Raw genomic sequence first — 17279 nt, forward strand, 5'->3', positions numbered from 1 at the left:
CCCGGCGTGCCGTTCGCGGTTTCCGCCGCTATGCGATAGTCCGAACGAGCTCCATCGCAATTAACGCGGCTGGATTTGCGGAGGTGGTGTCATAGACCTCCCCTTGCTCATGAGGTGGACGTTGCGCGTCGCTGGTTTGCGACCGCGATGATGCTCCTCCTGGGACACAAAACTGTCAAGCAGGATCAATGATCTGACGATCACATTTGACGACCCGAGTTCCGCTGGAAGGTCCGCTGTGCAAATCGCTTCCGCGCCAATTGAGGAATTTCAGAAGGCAAGTGGGAATGGTGGCATCATGCTCCTGTTTTGCCCGACGAGTCAAACCCGCTTCGTAAAATCCGCATTACAAAGGAGCGGCCCCTGCAAGCCGTTGATTCTGCTATGGCCGGCTACTGTGCATGGGGTTGTTTTCGCACTTTTTGCCGAGGGCCGGTCGCCTAGAGAAACATATCCGCCAGATCGACCGTCGAGGCCTTTCCGATCTGGTCGAAGTTTCGTGCCAGCCAGCCTCGCGCCGCCTCGCGGCCCTCGTCGCGCAGGCGGCACAACAGGCTCCATTCGGGGTGGAACTGCGTGGCCGTGCCGAGCTGCGACATCAACGCGTCGTTGCCGATCCAATGCATGTACATGCGGCTGTGCTTGTTGCTGTCGAGCTCGCCGTCGTCGATCAGCCGGGTGGCGAAGGCGATCGCGCGCATCTCGCGCATCAAGGACGAATTGAAGCTGATCTCGTTGATGCGGTGGAGGACGTCGGCGGCACTGGCCGGCAGCTCGTCGCGGCGGATTGCCGTCACCTGCACGATGATGACGTCGTGACTGCCCTTGCGGTAGATCAACGGATAGATCGCGGGATTGCCGAGATAGCCGCCGTCCCAGTAATGCTCGCCATCGATCTCGACCGCCTGGAAATAGGGTGGCAGGCAGGCCGACGCGAGCACGGTGTCCGCCGTGAGAAGCGGGCTCTGGAACACCTTGATCTTGCCGGTACGGACGTTGGTGGCGTTGAGAAACAGCTGTGGCGCCTCGGGCGAGGAATTGAGCCGGTCGAAATCGACCACGCGCTGCAGCAGCGCGCGGAGCGGATTGAAATGAAAGGGATTGAGCAGGTTCGGCGGCAGCGTGTGCGTCAGCGTGTGGATGAATGCGTGGACCGGATGATATTCCGGCGGCAGCTTCAGGGCCTGGATCCACTGGTTCAGCGGCGACATCAGGTCGTACGCCATGTCCATGCGCGACACTTCGTACCAGAACGCGTGCAGGCTCTCCCGCGCGGCCTCGGCGCCTCCATGCGCCATGCCGGAGGCCATCGCCACCGCATTCATCGCGCCGGCACTGGTCGCGCTGATCGCCTCGATCGCGAGCCTGCCGTCCTCGAGCACCTGGTCGAGCACGCCCCAGACGAAGGCGCCGTGCGCGCCGCCGCCCTGGAGCGCGAAGTTGACGTTCTTGCAATTGGTGGTCCCGCTGGCTGTCACTTTGCTCGCTTCTTGCCTCCCGTCCCCTCCTTCTCCAGCGCCTTGCGCACCTGCTTGAACTCCTCCAGCGAGGCCTTGTCGGCACGGGGGAAACGCAGGTCGAGCTTTTCGAGCTCGGCATTGATCACCGAGCCAATCACGACGCGGGCGAACCATTTGTGGTCGGCGGGCACGACGTACCAGGGCGCATGCGACGTCGCCGTGTGCCGGACGATGTCCTGGTAGACCGCCTGGTAGCGCGGCCACAGCGCGCGCTCCTTGATGTCGTCCATGGAGAACTTCCACTGCTTGGCCGGATCCTCCAGCCGCTCGAGGAAGCGCTCGCGCTGCTCTTCCTTGGACACGTTGAGGAAGAACTTCAGCACCACGGTGCCGTTGCGGCAGAGATAGCGCTCGAAGGCGGAGATGTCCTCGAACCGCTCCTTCCAGATGTTCTTGGTGACGAGCCTGGGCGGCAGCTTTTCCTTCGCGAGAATCTCTGGATGCACACGCGTCACCAGGCATTCCTCGTAATGCGAGCGGTTGAAGATGCCGATATGGCCGCGCTCGGGCAGCGCGACCGCATGACGCCAGAGGAAGTCGTGGTCGAGCTCCTTGCTGCTCGGCGCCTTGAAGGCCGTGACTTCGCAGCCCTGCGGATTGATGCCCTCGAAGATCGCCTTGATCGCAGAGTCCTTGCCGCCGGCGTCCATCGCCTGGAACACGATCAGGAGCGACCAGCGGTCCTGCGCGTAAAGCTTCTCCTGAAACGCGATCAGCCGTTTCTTGTTGGCGTCGAGAATCGCGAGCGCCTTCTCCTTGTCGAGATCACCCTTCTCGTCGGTCTTGTGATCCTTGAGGTGAAACTTGCCCGAGCCATCATAGCGGAACGGCTTGATGTAGCGGTCAAGCTCCTGGGCGAGCGACTTGGACGGCTTTTTGCTCATGAGCGCGGGGCACCTTGCGTTGCAACTTCAGTCGGTCGAGCAAGCTACCAAGGATGCCCTTGGGAAGGAATATGATGAACAGCACGAGCAGCACGCCGTAGACCAGGTTGTCCCAGCCGACCGCCTTGGTGCCGAAACCGATGCGCAGCGTTTCCGCCAGCAGAATGGTGATGATGGCCCCGACGGTCGGGCCGAGCGAGACGAACAGCCCGCCGACGATCGCGGCGAACACCATCTGCAGCGAGACCGCGATGCCGCTGACCGTGTCGGGGGTGATGAACATCTGGTATTGGCAGTAAATCGCGCCCGCCAGCGCCGTCATCAGCGCGCTGAGCAGCGTGATCTTCAGCTTCTCGGCGGTGACGTCGACGCCGGCCGCGGCCGCGGCGTCCTCGTCCTCCGAGATCGCCTCCAGCGCATAGCGCGCCATGCTGCGGTCGACCCAGTGCCAGACCACGATGCCAAACAGCCAGACTGCCAGCGCGATCAGGTACCAGGTGGTCTTGTCGTCGAATTGCAGCGCCAGCAGCTTGTTGCCGGACGCGCGGTTCGGGGTGTAGCCGAGCGAGCCGCCGGTATAGTCGCGCGTCGCGGTGATGACCTGGAGCACGATGCCTGACAGCGCCAGCGTCACCAGCACGAAATAGTGCCCGGTGATTCGAAAGCGGAAGCAGGGATAGCCGACGATCATCGCCAGCGCGCCGGCCGCCGCCATGCTGATGGGAATGCCGATCCAGGGCGACAAACCTGCGTGATTCCACAACAGCGCGGTGACGTAAGCGCCGATCCCCATGAAGCCGCCATGGCCGAGCGAGACGAGGCCGAACCGCCCCATCATCGACCAGGACGTATAGGCGAACGACCAGATCAGGATCAGCACCAGGATGTGCAGATGATAGGGATCGCGATAGACGAAGGGCAGCGCGACCAGCGCCGCCAGTCCGATCCCCCACGCCGCAAGCCGTCCCTGCCCCATCATCGGCGCCTCGCAAGCAGGCCCGCGGGCCGGATGAACATCATGACGATGAAGAACGCGAAGGCGAGCACATAGCCCCATTCGAGGTCGGAGAACAGGCCGCCGAGCGAGATGATCTCGGCGAACACGAAGGCGGCGATGAAGCCGCCGATGAAATTGCCGAGGCCGCCGAGCACGCAGATCAGGAAGGTGATCGGCCCGAAGGACAGGCCGACGAAGGGATGCACGTCATATTGCAGCACCAGGAGGCAAGCGGCGAGGCCGGCGAGCGCGCCGCCGAGCGCCGACGTGATCAGGTAGATCCGCTTGGTGTCGACACCCATCAGCGCCATGATCTGCCGGTCCTGCGAGATGGCGCGGATCGCAGTGCCGGTGAAGGTGCGGGTCATGAACAGATAGACCGCGACCATGCCGACCAGCGCGGCGACGAACGAGAGCAGTCGCGCGTAGCTGAAATTCATGTCGCCGAAGGCGAGCACCGGCAGGCGGATGCCGAGATTGCGGAAGTCAATGCCGAAGGCGACGGTGGCAAAGCTCTGCAGCACGAACAGCACCCCGCCGGTCGCGAGCAGCTGGTTGATCGGTGGTGCGGTCAGCAGCGGCGCGATCACGAGGTAGTGCAGCGCCGCGCCGAGCACAGCGACCAGCAGGATGGTGAGCGGGGCAGCAACGAAATAGCTGACGCCGTAATACTGCACCATGAAATACATGCCGTACATGCCGATCATGACGAGTTCGGCGTAGCAGATCCAGGTCACGTCGATGACGCCGAAGATCAGGTTGAGCCCGAGCGCAAGCAGCGCCAGCACGCCGCCGAGCAGGATGCCGTTGATGACGGCCTCCAGCAGGTAGATGTCGAATACGTCCAGGAACGCCTGCATGCCCATCACACCCCGAGATAAGCTTCCTTGACCGTGTCGCTCGCCAGCATCTCGGCCGAGGTGCCGGACGCGCGGATCGTGCCCGCCTCGATCAGATAGGCGCGGTCGACCACCTTCAGCACCTGCTGCACGTTCTGCTCGACGATCAGCACCGTCAGCCCGCTGGCGCGGATCCGCTTCACCAGCTCGAACACCTGCTGCACCACCACCGGCGCCAGCCCCGCCGAGGGTTCGTCGAGCAGCAACAGTTTTGGATTGGACATCATCGCACGGCCGATGGCGCACATCTGCTGCTCGCCGCCGGACATGGTGCCGGCCATCTGGTGACGGCGTTCCTTCAGGCGCGGAAACAGGTCGAACACCACCTCCAGCCGCTCGGCGTAGTGGTCCCGCGCCTCTTTCATGAAGGCACCCATCTTGAGATTGTCGTCGACCGTCAGCTGTGGAAACAGCCGCCGGTTCTCCGGCACATGCGCAATGCCGAGGCTGACGATCTTGTGCGGCGGGGTCGCGACGACGTCGACGCCTTCCATCTTGATCGATCCGCGGGAGGGACGGATCAGGCCGGAGATGACGCGCATCAAGGTGGTCTTGCCGGCGCCGTTGGGGCCGATGACGCCCACGGCTTCGCCGGCCTTCACGTCGAGATCGACGTCGAACAGCGCCTGGAAGGTGCCATAGCCGGCATTGACGCCGCGAAGCTCCAGCATCGCCTAGCCCCCTGCGCGGCGGCGCGCTTCGGCGGCCGCGGCCTGCGTGGTCTCGGCGTCCGTGCCGAGATAGACCTCGATGACGCGCGGATCGCCGGCGACCGCGCTCGGCAAGCCTTCCGAGATCTTCTCGCCGTGATCGAGCACCATGACGCGGTCGACGACGCGCATCAACACGCCCATGATGTGCTCGACCCAGATGATGGTGATGCCGAGCTCGTCGCGGATGTTGCGCAGCATGTCCGCGGCCTGATCCATCTCGGCCTCGTCGAGCCCACCGAGGCTCTCGTCGGCGAGCAATAGCTTTGGCGCGGTGGCGAGCGCCTTCGCCAGCTCGAGCTTCTTCAACCCCGCTGCGCCGAGCCCATCGACGCTGGCATGGCGATCGGTCGGCAGGCCGACCATCGCCAGCGAGCGCTCGGCCGCCTCCTCCGCCTTGGCGCGGCTGTGGCGGCCCTGGCCGTAGAAGCCGGCAAGCGCGACGTTCTCGAAAATGCTAAGGCGACGGAACGGCCGCGGGATCTGGAAGGTCCGCCCGATGCCGCTGTTGATGATCCGGTGCGGTGCAAGGCCCGCGATCTCGTGCCCGGCGAACAGGATCGATCCGGAGGTCGGCGCCAGCGTGCCGGAGAGCATGTTGAAGATCGTGCTCTTGCCCGAGCCGTTGGGGCCGATCAGGCCGAGGATCTCGCCCTGGTCGACCCGGAACGACACGTTGTTCACGGCGGTGAAGCCGCCAAACCGCTTCACCAGTCCGCTGACTTCCAACACCGGAGCACTCCGCTACTGGTTGCTGTAGGTGGTGCCCTTCGGTAGCGGCAGCACAGCCTCGCGCTGCGCCTGGCTCTTGGGCCACACCACATAGGACTTGTCGTCGACGTATTGGATCACGACCGGGAACGAGCGCTCGTTCTGGCCGGCCATTGGCGAGCCCTCGCCGTGGAATTTGACGCCGAAGCCGAGCATGGTGCCGCCTTCGGGTATGTCGGTGTCCAGTGCTGCCTTGCGCAGCGAGTCGGGATCGACGCCGCCATATTTCTTGATTGCGCGCGGCAGCACGTCGGTGAGGAACAAGTAGGTATTGGACGCAGCCATGCCGACATGGGCCGAACGGATGGCGACGCCCGGCTTGCGCTTGTCGAACTCCTCGCCAACCGCCTTGATGACCGGCGGCAGCTTCGGATCCATTGTCTTCTGGTTGGCGAGCCAGATCGAGATCGGATCGGTGTTGAAGACGTAGTTGGCATCGGCGCCCAGGCCTTCCTTCAGCTTCTCATAGACCCCGTAGCCGGCGCCATGTCCTACCAGTGCGCCGAACTTCAGCCCCTGCTCGCGGGCTTGCCGGAGCAACAGGGTGATGTCGGGATTGTAGCCGGTATGGAAGACCACATCCGGCTTGGCCCGCTTCAGCTTGGTGACGAGCGCAGACAAATCCGGTGCCGTCGCCGAATAGCCCTCTCTGAGCACGATGTTGAAACCAGCCTTCTTGGCACCGGCCTCATTGCCTTTGGCAACGTCGACGCCGTAGGCGCCGTCCTCGTGGATGATGGCGACCCGCAGGTCCTTCGGGTCCTTGCCCAACTTTTCCTTCGCGTTCTGCGCGATGAAGTCCATCGTCATCATGCCGAACTGATCGCCGGAGGCCTGCGGGCGAAACACGTATTTGTAGCTCTTGTTCTCCAGCACCGCCGACGAAATGCAGGTCGTGATCCACATGAACTTCTTCAGCTGCTCGACGCGCGCTGCCACCGGCACGCATTGCGCCGAGGAGAAGAAGCCGAGCAGCATGTCGACCTTTTCCTGCTCGATCAAACGGATCGCTTCGTTGATGGCGACGTCCGGCTTGCTCTGAGCATCGGCATAGATCGCCTCGATCTTGTAGCCTTCGACGTCCTTCGCGCTGTACTGATCCAGCATGATCCTTGCGCCGGTATATTGCAGCTCCGAACCGCCGCCGGCGAGCGGACCCGTCAGATCATAGATGACGCCGATCTTGAGCTTCTTCTCTTGAGCCTTGTCTTGGGCCTCGGCAGACACCGCCAAGCCCGTCGCTGATATCGCGACCAACAGCCCACGTACCAAGCGGGCAGCCATGCGCAGGCGCATCAAAACCTCCCTGGACCATTGTGCATTGCATTCTTGGTGCAATTTCTTCGGCCCATCACATGGGCTGCGCGCGGCGATGTCAAGCCTCGCGCGTTAGCGCGCTGCGCACTGCTGCTCGATGAAGGCCGTGACAAATCGCGGCATGGACGGCCTGAGATCGCTGGTCCCGCGCACGAGATGAATGGCCGACAGCTCCGGCTCAGTCTCGCGCGCAAGGTTGGCTTCGATCCGGGCGCGGGCCACATCGCCCGGCATATCCAGGTTGATGACCTGCAGCATCGCGATCGTGGGGCCGGTGACCACGCAATGCCAGCCCGGCTCGATCCGATAGTCGGCCGCGGTCAGGCCGGTCTCCTCCCCGAGCTCGCGGACGACGCTGCCGGGAATGTCGAGCGCGCCGTTCCTGACGTCGTCGAGATCAGGCGTTCCCGAGGGGAAATAGATGCGGCCCGCATTGGCGGTGTGGGGCGCCATCTCGCCCATGATGAAGGCGCCGTCGGAGGCGCGCAACGCCCCCATGCCAAAGCCGTTGAACACGGCCTTGTCGGGAAATCCCCAGTCGCGCCAGGCGAGGAAGCTTGCGAAATCGGTCTCGAAATAGGTCGCCGTCAGATGGCCGTCGTTGAACACGGCGTCGCGCCCGAGCAGGACGCGGCCGTTCCAGATTTTCGGCCGCTCGCGCTGCTTTTCGGCGAAATGCGCCGCGATCTCGGCGCGCCGTTCCTCGGCGAACGGCCACACGATCGGCCGCACCGCAAGATCAAGCGTCGTGACGCGATGAATGATTGGTGACGTCATGACGCCTGATACCACGCCTTCGCGGCGGCTATTTGGCGCTCCCGGTGGACTTCTTGGCCTGCTCGACGAATTTGTTGGTGAAGGTCTTGCTGACGTCGATCTTGGCGTTCGCCACCTCGGGCGAGCCGACACTGAACACCGCAAGCACGGCGTCGGCGCCCTTCGGGTCCATCTTGCCGGTCTCGGAATACATCGGGATCGTGTTCTTCAGTGCGGCAAGATAGAGATCCTTGTTCTTGCCGACGGTCTCCTCCGGCATTTTCGCCATGATCTCCTCGGGCGTATGCGAATGGATCCAGGCGAGCGTAGCGACGATCGCATTGGTGAGCGCCTGTGCCTCCTTCTCGTGACTGTTGACCCAGGCCGCGGTCGAATACAGCGCGCCGCCCGGATATTCGCCGCCGAAGGTCTCCAGCGTATCCTTCTGGGTGCGGGTGTCCGAGAGAATGCGCAGATCCTTGTGGCTGCCCTGCAGCACGGTCACGGACGGATCGAGCATCACCGCCGCGTCGATCTGGCCCTGCTCCATCGCGGCCACCGCAGTGGCGCCGAGGCCAACGCCGATCACGGCGGCGCTGGTGGGATCGAGCCCGTTTTTCTTGAGCATGTATTTCAGGAAGAAGTCGGTGGAGGAGCCGGGCGCACTGACGCCGACCTTCTTGCCGGCGAGATCCTTGACCGACTTGATGTCGTTGGTGCGCGAGGGCGCGACCACCAGCACGAGGCCGGGATAGCGGTCATAGACCACGAAGGACTGCAGCTCCTGCTTCTTGGCGGCGAGGTTGACACAATGGTCGAAATAGCCGGAGACCACGTCGGCGCTGCCGCCGAGAACGGCTTTCAGCGCGTCCGAACCGCCCTTGAGGTCGACCAGCTCGACATTGACGCCGGCCTTGTCGTATTCGCCGAGCTGCCTGGCCAGCACCGTCGGCAGATAACATAGGCAGGAGCCGCCGCCGACCGCGATGGTGACTTTGCTTTGCGCCGCGGCAAACGAGGTGGTGAGCGTCAGCGCGAGCAGCGCGCCCGCGAGCCTAGCAATCGTGTTCTTCATTGGTTTCCTCCGTTCGGCCGGCGGCACCATAGAGCAGCGAGGCTGGCTTGAGAAGCACTGCCTGAGCGGGCTGGCCATCAGCCCTTCGGCGCAATAGCATGCCCAAACAAGAACAATTCCTGATGGGGAGATCATCCATGAATCGCCTTGCAGCCAGCCTGTCGATCGCCGCCGCCTTTGCCGCCGGATGCGGCGCCACCCACCTGCTCCGGCCGGCGCTCGCCGCCGAGAATATCACCGCGCAGCTCATCCACACCGGCGAGATGGAGGGCGATGCGCTCGGGCCCGCCAACGCGGTCGGCTACCGCTCCAAGATGTTCGCGAGCGCGGATGGCGCCACCGTCTCGATCCAGGTCGGCAACGTGCCCAAGCACCTGCATCCCAACACCAACGAGATCCAGTACATCCTGGACGGCACCGGCACGATCTGGCTTGGCGACAAGGAGGTGACGGTGAAGCCCGGCGACCTCGTCATCATCCCCAAGGGCACGCCGCATGGCGGCACCAAGCCGATCAGCGGCCAGGTCAAGGCGATCGCGATCAAGACGCCGCCGCAAGCTCCTGACGACACCAAGCTGCTGGATTGAACTCTTGCTTTCACCTCTCCCGCTTGCTTGCGGGAGAGGTGAGCTCGCGCCTAGCCCCTCCCATCCAACGCGGTCGGCCGCCACACCAGGAGCCGCCGCTCCACCAGCGTGACGCCGAAGTCGATCAGGATGACGAAGGCGGACAGCACGAACATGCCGGCGAACACGCCGGCGACGTCGAACACGCCCTCGGCCTGCTGGATCAGGTATCCGAGCCCGGCCGCCGACCCCAGATATTCGCCGACCACCGCACCGACCACGGCGAAGCCGACCGAGGTGTGCAGCGAGGAGAACATCCACGACAGGGCCGACGGCCAATAGACATGCTGCATCAGCTGCCGCTCACTCATCCCGAGCATGCGTCCGTTGTCGAGCACGGTCCGGCTGACCTCCTTGACGCCCTGATAGACGTTGAAGAACACGATGAAGAACACCAAGGTGACGCCGAGCGCGACCTTGGACCAGATGCCGAGCCCAAGCCACAGCGCGAAGATCGGCGCCAGCACCACGCGCGGCAGTGCGTTGACCATCTTCACATAGGGGTCGAACACCGCGGCGACCAGCGGCTGGCGCGCGAACCAGAAGCCGACCAGGACCCCGCCGAGCGATCCGATCACGAAGGCGAGGATCGATTCCGTAAGCGTGATGCCGAGATGCTTCCAGATCACGCCGGAGGCGAACCATTTCACGATCTGGCTGAACACGTCGAACGGGTTGGAGAAGAAGAACGGCGGCAGCAGGATCTTGCCGAACACGGGCACGGTCGACAGCACCTGCCACAGCACGACGCCGACGACCGCGACCAGGATCTGCAGCGCAAACAGCGTGGGGCGCGACATCAGACCGCCTCCGCCGCCTGGGTGGACTGCGCGTAACCCTTCATCACCTCGTCCTTCAGCACGCCCCAGATCTCGCGGTGGAGCGCATGGAATTCCTTGTCGAGGCGCACCTCGAAGATGTCGCGCGGACGGGCCAAGCTGACGCGCCAGTCGCCGATGATGCGCGAGGACGGCCCTGCCGACATGATCACGACGCGGTCGGCGAGCGCGATCGCCTCTTCCAGATCATGGGTGACGAACAGCACCGCCTTGCGGTCGGCATTCCACAGGTCGAGCAGCAGATTGCCCATGACCTGGCGCGTCTGCGCATCGAGCGGTCCGAACGGCTCGTCCATCAAGAGGATCTTCGGATCGCGAATCAGCACCTGCGCCAGAGCCACACGCTTGCGCTGCCCGCCGGAGAGCATGTGCGGATAGCGGTTCGCGAAGGCGCCGAGGCCGACGGAGGTCAGCCATTTCTGCGCCTGCGGCAAGGCTTCAGCGCGCGGCGTGCCTTTGATCTCGAGCCCGATCGCGACATTGTCGAGCGCGGTCTTCCAGGGGAACAGCGCATCAGCCTGGAACAAATAGCCGGCATCCCGATTCAGCCCCGCCAGCGGCTGATCGAAAATCCTGACACGGCCGCCGGCTGGCTTGAGCAGGCCGGCGGCGACGTTCAGCAGCGTCGATTTTCCGCACCCTGTGGGTCCGACAATGGCGACGAACTCGCCCTGTGCCACCGCGAGATGAGCCTTCTCCACTGCCGTGTAGAGGCGCCCGTCTCCCAGGCGGAACGCAACCTTGGTATCTTCCAGCGCCACTGCTGTGGGCGTCGTCATGTGCTTCCTCCGAACTCAGGCCGATGCCTTAGCCGCTCACGCGGCCAAGTTCAATCGAGGCGCCGGGCGTGCTACGCATACCGTACTGCCGCGCTCTTACCCTCCCCTGGAGGGGGAGGGTCGGCTCACATGAGCGCAGCGAAATGTGAGACGGGGTGGGGTGACGGTCTTTCCACAGATGCACTGCCAACGTGGATAGATCACCCCACCCCGCTCGCGCTTCGCGCGATCGACCCTCCCCCTCCAGGGGAGGGTAAGAGAAGAGAGAGCACACCTGCGATGTCTGCCAAGCCGGCGATCAGCTACCAGCACGTCACCAAGCGCTTCGGGTCCCTCGCAGCCGTGGACGATGTGTCGCTCGACGTCGCCGAGGGCGAGCTTGTGGCGATCGTCGGCGGCTCGGGCTCGGGCAAGACCACGCTGCTGCGGCTGGCCAACCGGCTGATCGAGACCGATAGCGGCACCATCACGGTCGAAGGCGAGGACGTGCGGAGTGTCGATCCGGTCGCGCTGCGGCGCCGGATCGGCTATGTCTTCCAGAGCGGCGGGCTGTTTCCGCATCTGAGCGTCGCCGACAATATCGGCATCACGCCGAAGCTGCTCGGCGAGCCGGCTCCGGCAATCGCAGGGCGCGTCGACGAGCTGCTGGAGCTCGTGCAGCTCGACCGGGCTGCTCACCGCAACCGTCTTCCGGAGGCCCTTTCCGGCGGCGAGCGCCAGCGCGTCGGCGTGGCGCGGGCGCTCGCCGCAAGACCCCGCATCGTGCTGATGGACGAGCCGTTCGGCGCGCTCGATCCCCTCACCCGCGATGCGCTCGGAGAGGACTATCGCGCGCTGCACCGCAAGCTCGGCCTGACCACTGTGATGATCACCCATGACATGACCGAGGCGATCCTGCTCGCCGACCGCATCGCGGTAATGCGCGGCGGACGATTGCTCGCACAGGGTACGGCCGCCGAACTCGCGAGCAGCAGCGACGATTACGTGCTCGAGCTGTTGCGCACCCCGCGGCGCCAGGTCGAGCGACTGAATGCGTTGCTCCCGATGGGCGGTGCGGCATGAGCCTCTTCGCCGATCCACGTTGGGGCGAGGCGCTGTCGCATCTGCCTGACTACCTCGGCAACCACGTGCGGGTGAGCCTCGCCGCGCTCGCGCTTGGCCTCGCCGTGAGCCTGCCGTTGGCGATCCTGACGCGCAACCGCCCGGCGCCGCGCGGCATCCTGCTCGCGTTCGCCAGCATCGTGCAGACCGTACCCGGGCTGGCGCTGCTCGCACTGTTCTATCCGCTGCTGCTGCTGGCGGCTTCCGTCACGCTTGCCTGGTTCGGCGTATCCTTCTCCGCGTTCGGCTTCCTGCCGGCGATGCTGGCGCTGGCGCTCTATTCGATGCTGCCGGTGCTGCGCAACGGCATCACCGGCCTCAACGGCATCGATCCCGCGCTGATCGAGGCAGCGAAGGGCGTCGGCATGACCGCGCGACAATCGCTTGTCATCGTCGAGCTGCCGCTCGCGCTGCCGGTGATCATGGCCGGCATCCGCACCGCGGCGGTGTGGGTGATCGGCACCGCGACGCTGTCGACGCCGATCGGGCAGACCAGCCTCGGCAATTATATTTTCGCCGGCCTCCAGACCCAGAACTGGGTGTTCGTGCTGTTCGGCTGCGTGGCTTCCGCCCTGCTCGCGCTTGCGGTCGACCAGCTGCTTGGACTGATCGAGAGCGGTCTGCGCCGCCGCAGCCGTGTGCGCAGCAGCCTCGGCGCGGTCGGAATCGCGGCGCTGGTCGCAGCAACGCTGGTGCCGACGATGGGACGCTCGGCGTCGGGCTATGTGGTCGGCGCCAAAACCTTCGCGGAGCAATATGTGCTGTCGGCGTTGATGAGGGACCGCCTCCAGGCCGCCGGTCTGTCCGGGACGGCGCGCTCCGGGCTCGGCTCCAGCGTGATCTTCGGGGCGCTGAAGGCCGGCGACATCGATCTCTATGTCGATTATTCCGGCACGCTCTGGGCCAACCAGCTGCATCGCACCGACATGAGGCCGCGCGCCGAGCTGGTGGCGGAATTGAAGACGGCGCTCGCCAAGGACAACATCACCCTGCTCGGCGAGCTCGGCTTCGAGAATGCGTATGCGCTGGTGATGCCAAGACGGCGCGCCGAGGCGCTCGGCATCCGAACCATCGCCGACCTCGCCGCACATACGGCGACGCTGTCGATTGCGGGCGACTACGAATTCTTCTCGCGCCCCGAATGGGCCGCCCTGCAGAAGGCCTATGGGCTGCAGTTCCGCGCCCAGCGCCAGATGCAACCGGACTTCATGTATGCGGCCGTCGCCAGCGGCGAGGTCGACGTCATCGCCGGCTACACCAGCGACGGCTTGATCGCCAAATACGAGCTCACAACGCTCGACGATCCCAAGCACGCGATCCCACCCTATGATGCGATCCTGCTGCTCGCGCCGAAGCGCGCCGGCGACGAGCGACTGCAGGCGGCGCTCAAGCCATTGCTCGGCAAGATCGACATCGCCACCATGCGCGAAGCGAACCTGCGCGCCAGCGGCAATGATGCGAATTCATCGCCCGATGCTGTGGCGAAGTGGTTGTGGGAAAAAGTCGGCAAGCGATAGGCCGGCTACAATCCCCGGATCATTCCGGCATCGATCAGCAGCCGGTTCAGCCGCCGCGCCTCGGCGCCATCCTTGCAGCCGTAGAAGATGCCCTTGCAGCGCAGCATGATCTCTTTCTGCTCGGCAAAGGAGGGGTCGAGCGGGATGCCGGCGGCTTCCTGAATGACCAGCGGCAGATAGGGGCCGTCGATCGTGTCCATCACGGCCTGGCTTCCAACCGGCTCGAAATTGACGGCGTCGATCGCGTAATAGGTCGCGTAGAGGCGCGGATCGTAGGCGTCGAGCTTCTTGCCGATCGCGCCCTCGTCGAGCCCGGGCTCGAGGATGGCAGGCGCAAATTCCGGCTGATGATCGCCATAGCGCACGATCAGGAAGGGCTCGCCGGGAAAGGTCTTCTTCAAACCGGCAACGAACGCCTTGTACTGCTCGGCGCTCATGGCCTGCCGGCGCAGATATTCGTCGATGGACGGCACGTTGCCCGGCGCGCGCCAGTTCGGCAGCAGATCGGGACGGAAGCGGGTCTCCCAGGGGAAGTGGTTGGCACCGAGATAGATGAAGGTGAACAGCGGCTTGTTCGGCGGCTGCTGGCCGATCAGCTGAAGCGCCTTGTCGTAGAAGAAGCTGTCGGGCTCGACATCCTTGGCGCCGAGATCCTTGGAATCGAGGAAGCGCTCGATTCCCGTCGTCATCTGGAAGCTGCGCGCGGCCATGAAGCCGCCATGGGCGGGATAGAGCGACAGCGTGTCATAGCCGCAGCGGCGCAGTGCCAGCGGCAGGCCGCGCTCGACCCGGCTCGAGGCGATGCGCGTGACGAAATAGGCGAAGCGGCCGAACGAGCGCGAGGAGAGCCCTGCGAGCACGTTGTATTCGGTGAACCAGCTCGGGCCGCCATTGCTCTCGGCGAGGAACGTGCGCTGCTTGCCGTCCCACGATTTGAAATGGTCGCCATAGCGCGGCGGCACCTTGATGCCCTGGGCGGCGCGGATATCGAAACTCGATTCATCATGGATCATGATGATGTTGGGCCGGCGGCCCGCGGGGTGGCAGGCATCGACCAGCGGCATGTTGAGCCGCTCGTTGGTCGAGGCAGCCGCCTCCATGAAGCCGTACCGCGCAAAGTCGGAGACGGCCGTGACGCCCGAGCGGAAGAATTTCGAGAGATAACCGTCGTCGTAATAGCCGCGCCAGGCCTCGTCCGGGTGATAGAGCGAATAGCCGACCAGGGCGGCAAGGCAGGCGAGCTTGCAGGCGAGCGCCGGCAGGCGGCGGATGCGGAACGGATCGAGCCACCACAGCGCGTACATCAGCGGCAGCGTGACGAGACCGGCCAGGATCACCGACCAGCGCAAATTCGGAAAGATCGTGAACAGGAACGCGACAGTGTCGCGGTCGATCATCATCAGGTCGATGAAGTTGACCGTCATCTGCACAACGTCGTGCTTGAGCCGCGACAGCAGCACCAGCACGACGACCATGGTCAGCGACAGCGCGCCCGACAGCGCCGGCCGCCGCAGCAGCACGATCCAGAAGAAGTTGAGGATGCCCCAGGCCAGCGCGAAGGACAGGCGCGAGCCGAAATCGGTCTCGGTCTCGTACATCAGTGCGAGCGCGGCCAGATGCGGCGCCGCAACCGCGAGCAGCCGCCAGATGCCGAGTGCGGCGACACTCGCCAGCACGGCGGTGGTGGCAGAAGGGCCTGGATTGGGCGCGGACGCCATCGACGACACGCAACTTCTGGTCCGGCGGGGTGATGCCAAGCCTGGCCGGCCTAATAGCGGCCAAGGCCTCCGGAGCAGCCGGAAGCCTGCACCGTGTCATAAAACTGTAACGGAACGGTCAAGGACAGGCAACGCGCGGCGGGGTCCGACCTTCGCTTATTGTTAGTGGGCTGCGACGCATGCCCCAGCGCTTCGCTATTCCGGCGATGAACAGGTCTAGCACCGCTTCGCCTGCGCCATCCTCGACGCTCGGGACGTCGCGGCTCGGCAAGTGCGGACGACACCGCGGACCGGCGCCCAGCATCGCGGACGGAGATCTCCGCTCCGTGCTTTCAGTTGCAGCGCAGCATCGATCAGGCCAGGGCGACGTTCGCCGTGGTGATACCGCCGGCGTGGGCCGCAGGACGGCGGGCGTGCGGCTTGGAGCTCGAACGACCCAGCAATGCCTCGCGCAAGACGAAAAGAGCGAGATCGCTGTTTGCGATCTCGCTCGAATTAGAACGGCAAAGGTTCACGATTTGGCTTGGCGAGCGAAGCTCTTGCGCTCGCGTCCCGGACAAGCGCAGCGCAGAGCCGGGACGCAGGAGCCGCGCCGGGCCCCGGATCAGCAGCGCATCACCAAGGTGCTGAGCGCGTCCGGAGCACAACGGCTTAGTTCTTGCTCTTGTCGACCAGCGCACCCTTCTTGATCCAGGGCATCATGTCGCGCAGCTTCGCGCCGACTTCCTCGATCGGGTGCGCCGCGAGCTTGGCGCGGGTCGCCTTGAACGAGGTCTGGTTGACCTTGTTCTCGAGCATCCAGTCGCGGGCGAACTTGCCGCCCTGGATGTCGGCCAGAACCTTGCGCATCTCCTTCTTGGTCTCGTCGGTGATGATGCGCGGGCCGGTGACGTACTCGCCGTACTCGGCGGTGTTGGAGATCGAGTAGTTCATGTTGGCGATGCCGCCTTCATAGATCAGGTCGACGATCAGCTTCACTTCGTGCAGGCACTCGAAATAGGCCATCTCCGGCGCGTAGCCGGCTTCGACCAGGGTCTCGTAGCCGCCCTTGATCAGCTCGACCAAGCCGCCGCAGAGCACCACCTGCTCGCCGAACAGGTCGGTCTCGCACTCTTCCTTGAAGGTGGTCTCGATGATGCCGGCACGGCCGCCGCCGATGGCGGAAGCATAGGACAGGCCGAGGTCATGGGCGTTGCCCGAGACGTCCTTGGCGATCGCGATCAGGCAGGGCACGCCGCCGCCGCGCTGATATTCCGAGCGCACGGTGTGGCCGGGGCCCTTCGGCGCGATCATCAGCACGTCGAGGTCGGCACGCGGATCGAGCAGGTTGAAATGGACGTTGAGGCCGTGGGCGAACACGAGGGCGGCGCCCTTCTTCATGTTGTCGTGCAGGTGCTCGCGATAGATGTCGCCCTGGAGCTCGTCCGGGGTCAGCATCATGACGAGGTCGGCCCATTTGGCGGCGTCCGCAACCTCGAGCACCTTGAAGCCGGCAGCTTCCGCCTTCTTGGCCGAGGCCGAACCCTTGCGCAGCGCAATAGCGACTTCCTTGACGCCGGAATCCTTCAGATTGAGCGCATGGGCATGGCCCTGGCTGCCATAGCCGACGATGGCGACCTTCTTGCCCTTGATCAGGTTCAGGTCGGCGTCGCGATCGTAATAAACACGCATAGGTCGTTTCCTCGTTCAGGGCCGAAATCGGCCAATGGTCAGTGTCCGAAGGGTGAAATTTGCGGATTTCGGGGGCTGTCTAGAGCATTTTCAGCCCTG

General features: G+C 64.5%; 16 protein-coding genes. 3 read left to right on the forward strand and 13 right to left on the reverse strand.

Translation table 11 applies throughout. The annotated features are described in order from the left end of the window. Window positions 1–440: 440 nt before the first annotated feature. From ACNJYD_RS31120 to ACNJYD_RS31160, 9 genes are all read right to left on the reverse strand, one after another. Window positions 441–1478: a patatin-like phospholipase family protein gene (locus ACNJYD_RS31120; protein ID WP_439364267.1), complete on the reverse strand. Its 1038-nt coding sequence runs from the start codon at window positions 1476–1478 to the stop codon at window positions 441–443. Continuing rightward, window positions 1475–2404 carry a polyphosphate kinase 2 family protein gene (locus ACNJYD_RS31125; RefSeq protein WP_260380245.1) on the reverse strand — a complete coding sequence of 310 codons (930 nt, stop codon included), beginning with the start codon at window positions 2402–2404 and terminating at the stop codon, window positions 1475–1477. Before ACNJYD_RS31125 ends, ACNJYD_RS31120 begins: the two co-directional genes overlap by 4 nt. Continuing rightward, window positions 2364–3383 (reverse strand): branched-chain amino acid ABC transporter permease, encoded by a 1020-nt coding sequence (locus ACNJYD_RS31130; protein WP_172787420.1) that lies wholly within the window; start codon window positions 3381–3383, stop codon window positions 2364–2366. Before ACNJYD_RS31130 ends, ACNJYD_RS31125 begins: the two co-directional genes overlap by 41 nt. Next, the gene (locus ACNJYD_RS31135; protein ID WP_036006719.1) at window positions 3380–4261 is read right to left on the reverse strand and encodes a branched-chain amino acid ABC transporter permease; all 882 of its coding nucleotides are present in this window, start codon (window positions 4259–4261) and stop codon (window positions 3380–3382) included. The genes ACNJYD_RS31130 and ACNJYD_RS31135 overlap by 4 nt, the downstream gene beginning before the upstream one ends. Before the next feature lie 5 nt (window positions 4262–4266). After that, entirely contained in the window at window positions 4267–4971 is a 705-nt protein-coding gene (locus ACNJYD_RS31140) for an ABC transporter ATP-binding protein (protein ID WP_172787421.1), read from the reverse strand. A gap of 3 nt (window positions 4972–4974) precedes the next feature. Beyond that, window positions 4975–5742, reverse strand: a complete 768-nt coding sequence (locus tag ACNJYD_RS31145) for an ABC transporter ATP-binding protein (protein WP_036037489.1) — start codon at window positions 5740–5742, stop codon at window positions 4975–4977. 12 nt (window positions 5743–5754) lie between these two features. Further along, complete coding sequence (locus ACNJYD_RS31150) at window positions 5755–7077, reverse strand: ABC transporter substrate-binding protein (protein ID WP_439364268.1); 1323 nt, start codon at window positions 7075–7077, stop codon at window positions 5755–5757. A gap of 93 nt (window positions 7078–7170) precedes the next feature. Then, a complete protein-coding gene (locus ACNJYD_RS31155) occupies window positions 7171–7875 on the reverse strand; it encodes an NUDIX hydrolase (protein ID WP_439364269.1) in 705 nt (234 codons plus the stop codon). A gap of 28 nt (window positions 7876–7903) precedes the next feature. Next, window positions 7904–8929 (reverse strand): ABC transporter substrate-binding protein, encoded by a 1026-nt coding sequence (locus ACNJYD_RS31160; RefSeq protein ID WP_439364270.1) that lies wholly within the window; start codon window positions 8927–8929, stop codon window positions 7904–7906. A 137-nt stretch (window positions 8930–9066) separates the two neighbouring features. Between ACNJYD_RS31160 and ACNJYD_RS31165 the strand changes: the two genes are divergently transcribed. Further along, window positions 9067–9516, forward strand: a complete 450-nt coding sequence (locus ACNJYD_RS31165; RefSeq protein ID WP_172787426.1) for a cupin domain-containing protein — start codon at window positions 9067–9069, stop codon at window positions 9514–9516. 50 nt (window positions 9517–9566) lie between these two features. Here the strand turns inward: ACNJYD_RS31165 and ACNJYD_RS31170 are convergent, their stop codons facing one another. Together ACNJYD_RS31170 and ACNJYD_RS31175 are read right to left on the reverse strand one after the other, a co-directional pair. Beyond that, window positions 9567–10355, reverse strand: a complete 789-nt coding sequence (locus tag ACNJYD_RS31170; RefSeq protein ID WP_439364271.1) for an ABC transporter permease — start codon at window positions 10353–10355, stop codon at window positions 9567–9569. After that, complete coding sequence (locus ACNJYD_RS31175; protein ID WP_260380248.1) at window positions 10355–11173, reverse strand: ABC transporter ATP-binding protein; 819 nt, start codon at window positions 11171–11173, stop codon at window positions 10355–10357. Before ACNJYD_RS31175 ends, ACNJYD_RS31170 begins: the two co-directional genes overlap by 1 nt. A gap of 279 nt (window positions 11174–11452) precedes the next feature. Between ACNJYD_RS31175 and ACNJYD_RS31180 the strand changes: the two genes are divergently transcribed. Continuing rightward, the gene (locus ACNJYD_RS31180; protein WP_439364272.1) at window positions 11453–12235 is read left to right on the forward strand and encodes an ATP-binding cassette domain-containing protein; all 783 of its coding nucleotides are present in this window, start codon (window positions 11453–11455) and stop codon (window positions 12233–12235) included. Next, the gene (locus tag ACNJYD_RS31185; protein ID WP_439364273.1) at window positions 12232–13791 is read left to right on the forward strand and encodes a glycine betaine ABC transporter substrate-binding protein; all 1560 of its coding nucleotides are present in this window, start codon (window positions 12232–12234) and stop codon (window positions 13789–13791) included. The genes ACNJYD_RS31180 and ACNJYD_RS31185 overlap by 4 nt, the downstream gene beginning before the upstream one ends. 5 nt (window positions 13792–13796) lie before the next feature. On the opposite strand, the gene ACNJYD_RS31190 is transcribed toward ACNJYD_RS31185, so the two are convergent. Both ACNJYD_RS31190 and ilvC read right to left on the reverse strand, forming a co-directional pair. After that, window positions 13797–15509, reverse strand: a complete 1713-nt coding sequence (locus ACNJYD_RS31190) for a sulfatase-like hydrolase/transferase (protein WP_439364274.1) — start codon at window positions 15507–15509, stop codon at window positions 13797–13799. A gap of 651 nt (window positions 15510–16160) precedes the next feature. Beyond that, on the reverse strand, window positions 16161–17180 hold the full coding sequence (gene ilvC, locus ACNJYD_RS31195; protein WP_271498370.1) for a ketol-acid reductoisomerase: 1020 nt from the start codon (window positions 17178–17180) through the stop codon (window positions 16161–16163). Between the last annotated feature and the right edge of the window lie 99 nt (window positions 17181–17279).

Source organism: Bradyrhizobium sp. SPXBL-02 (assembly GCF_051853065.1).
In the GTDB taxonomy this organism is placed as follows: Bacteria; Pseudomonadota; Alphaproteobacteria; order Rhizobiales; family Xanthobacteraceae; genus Bradyrhizobium.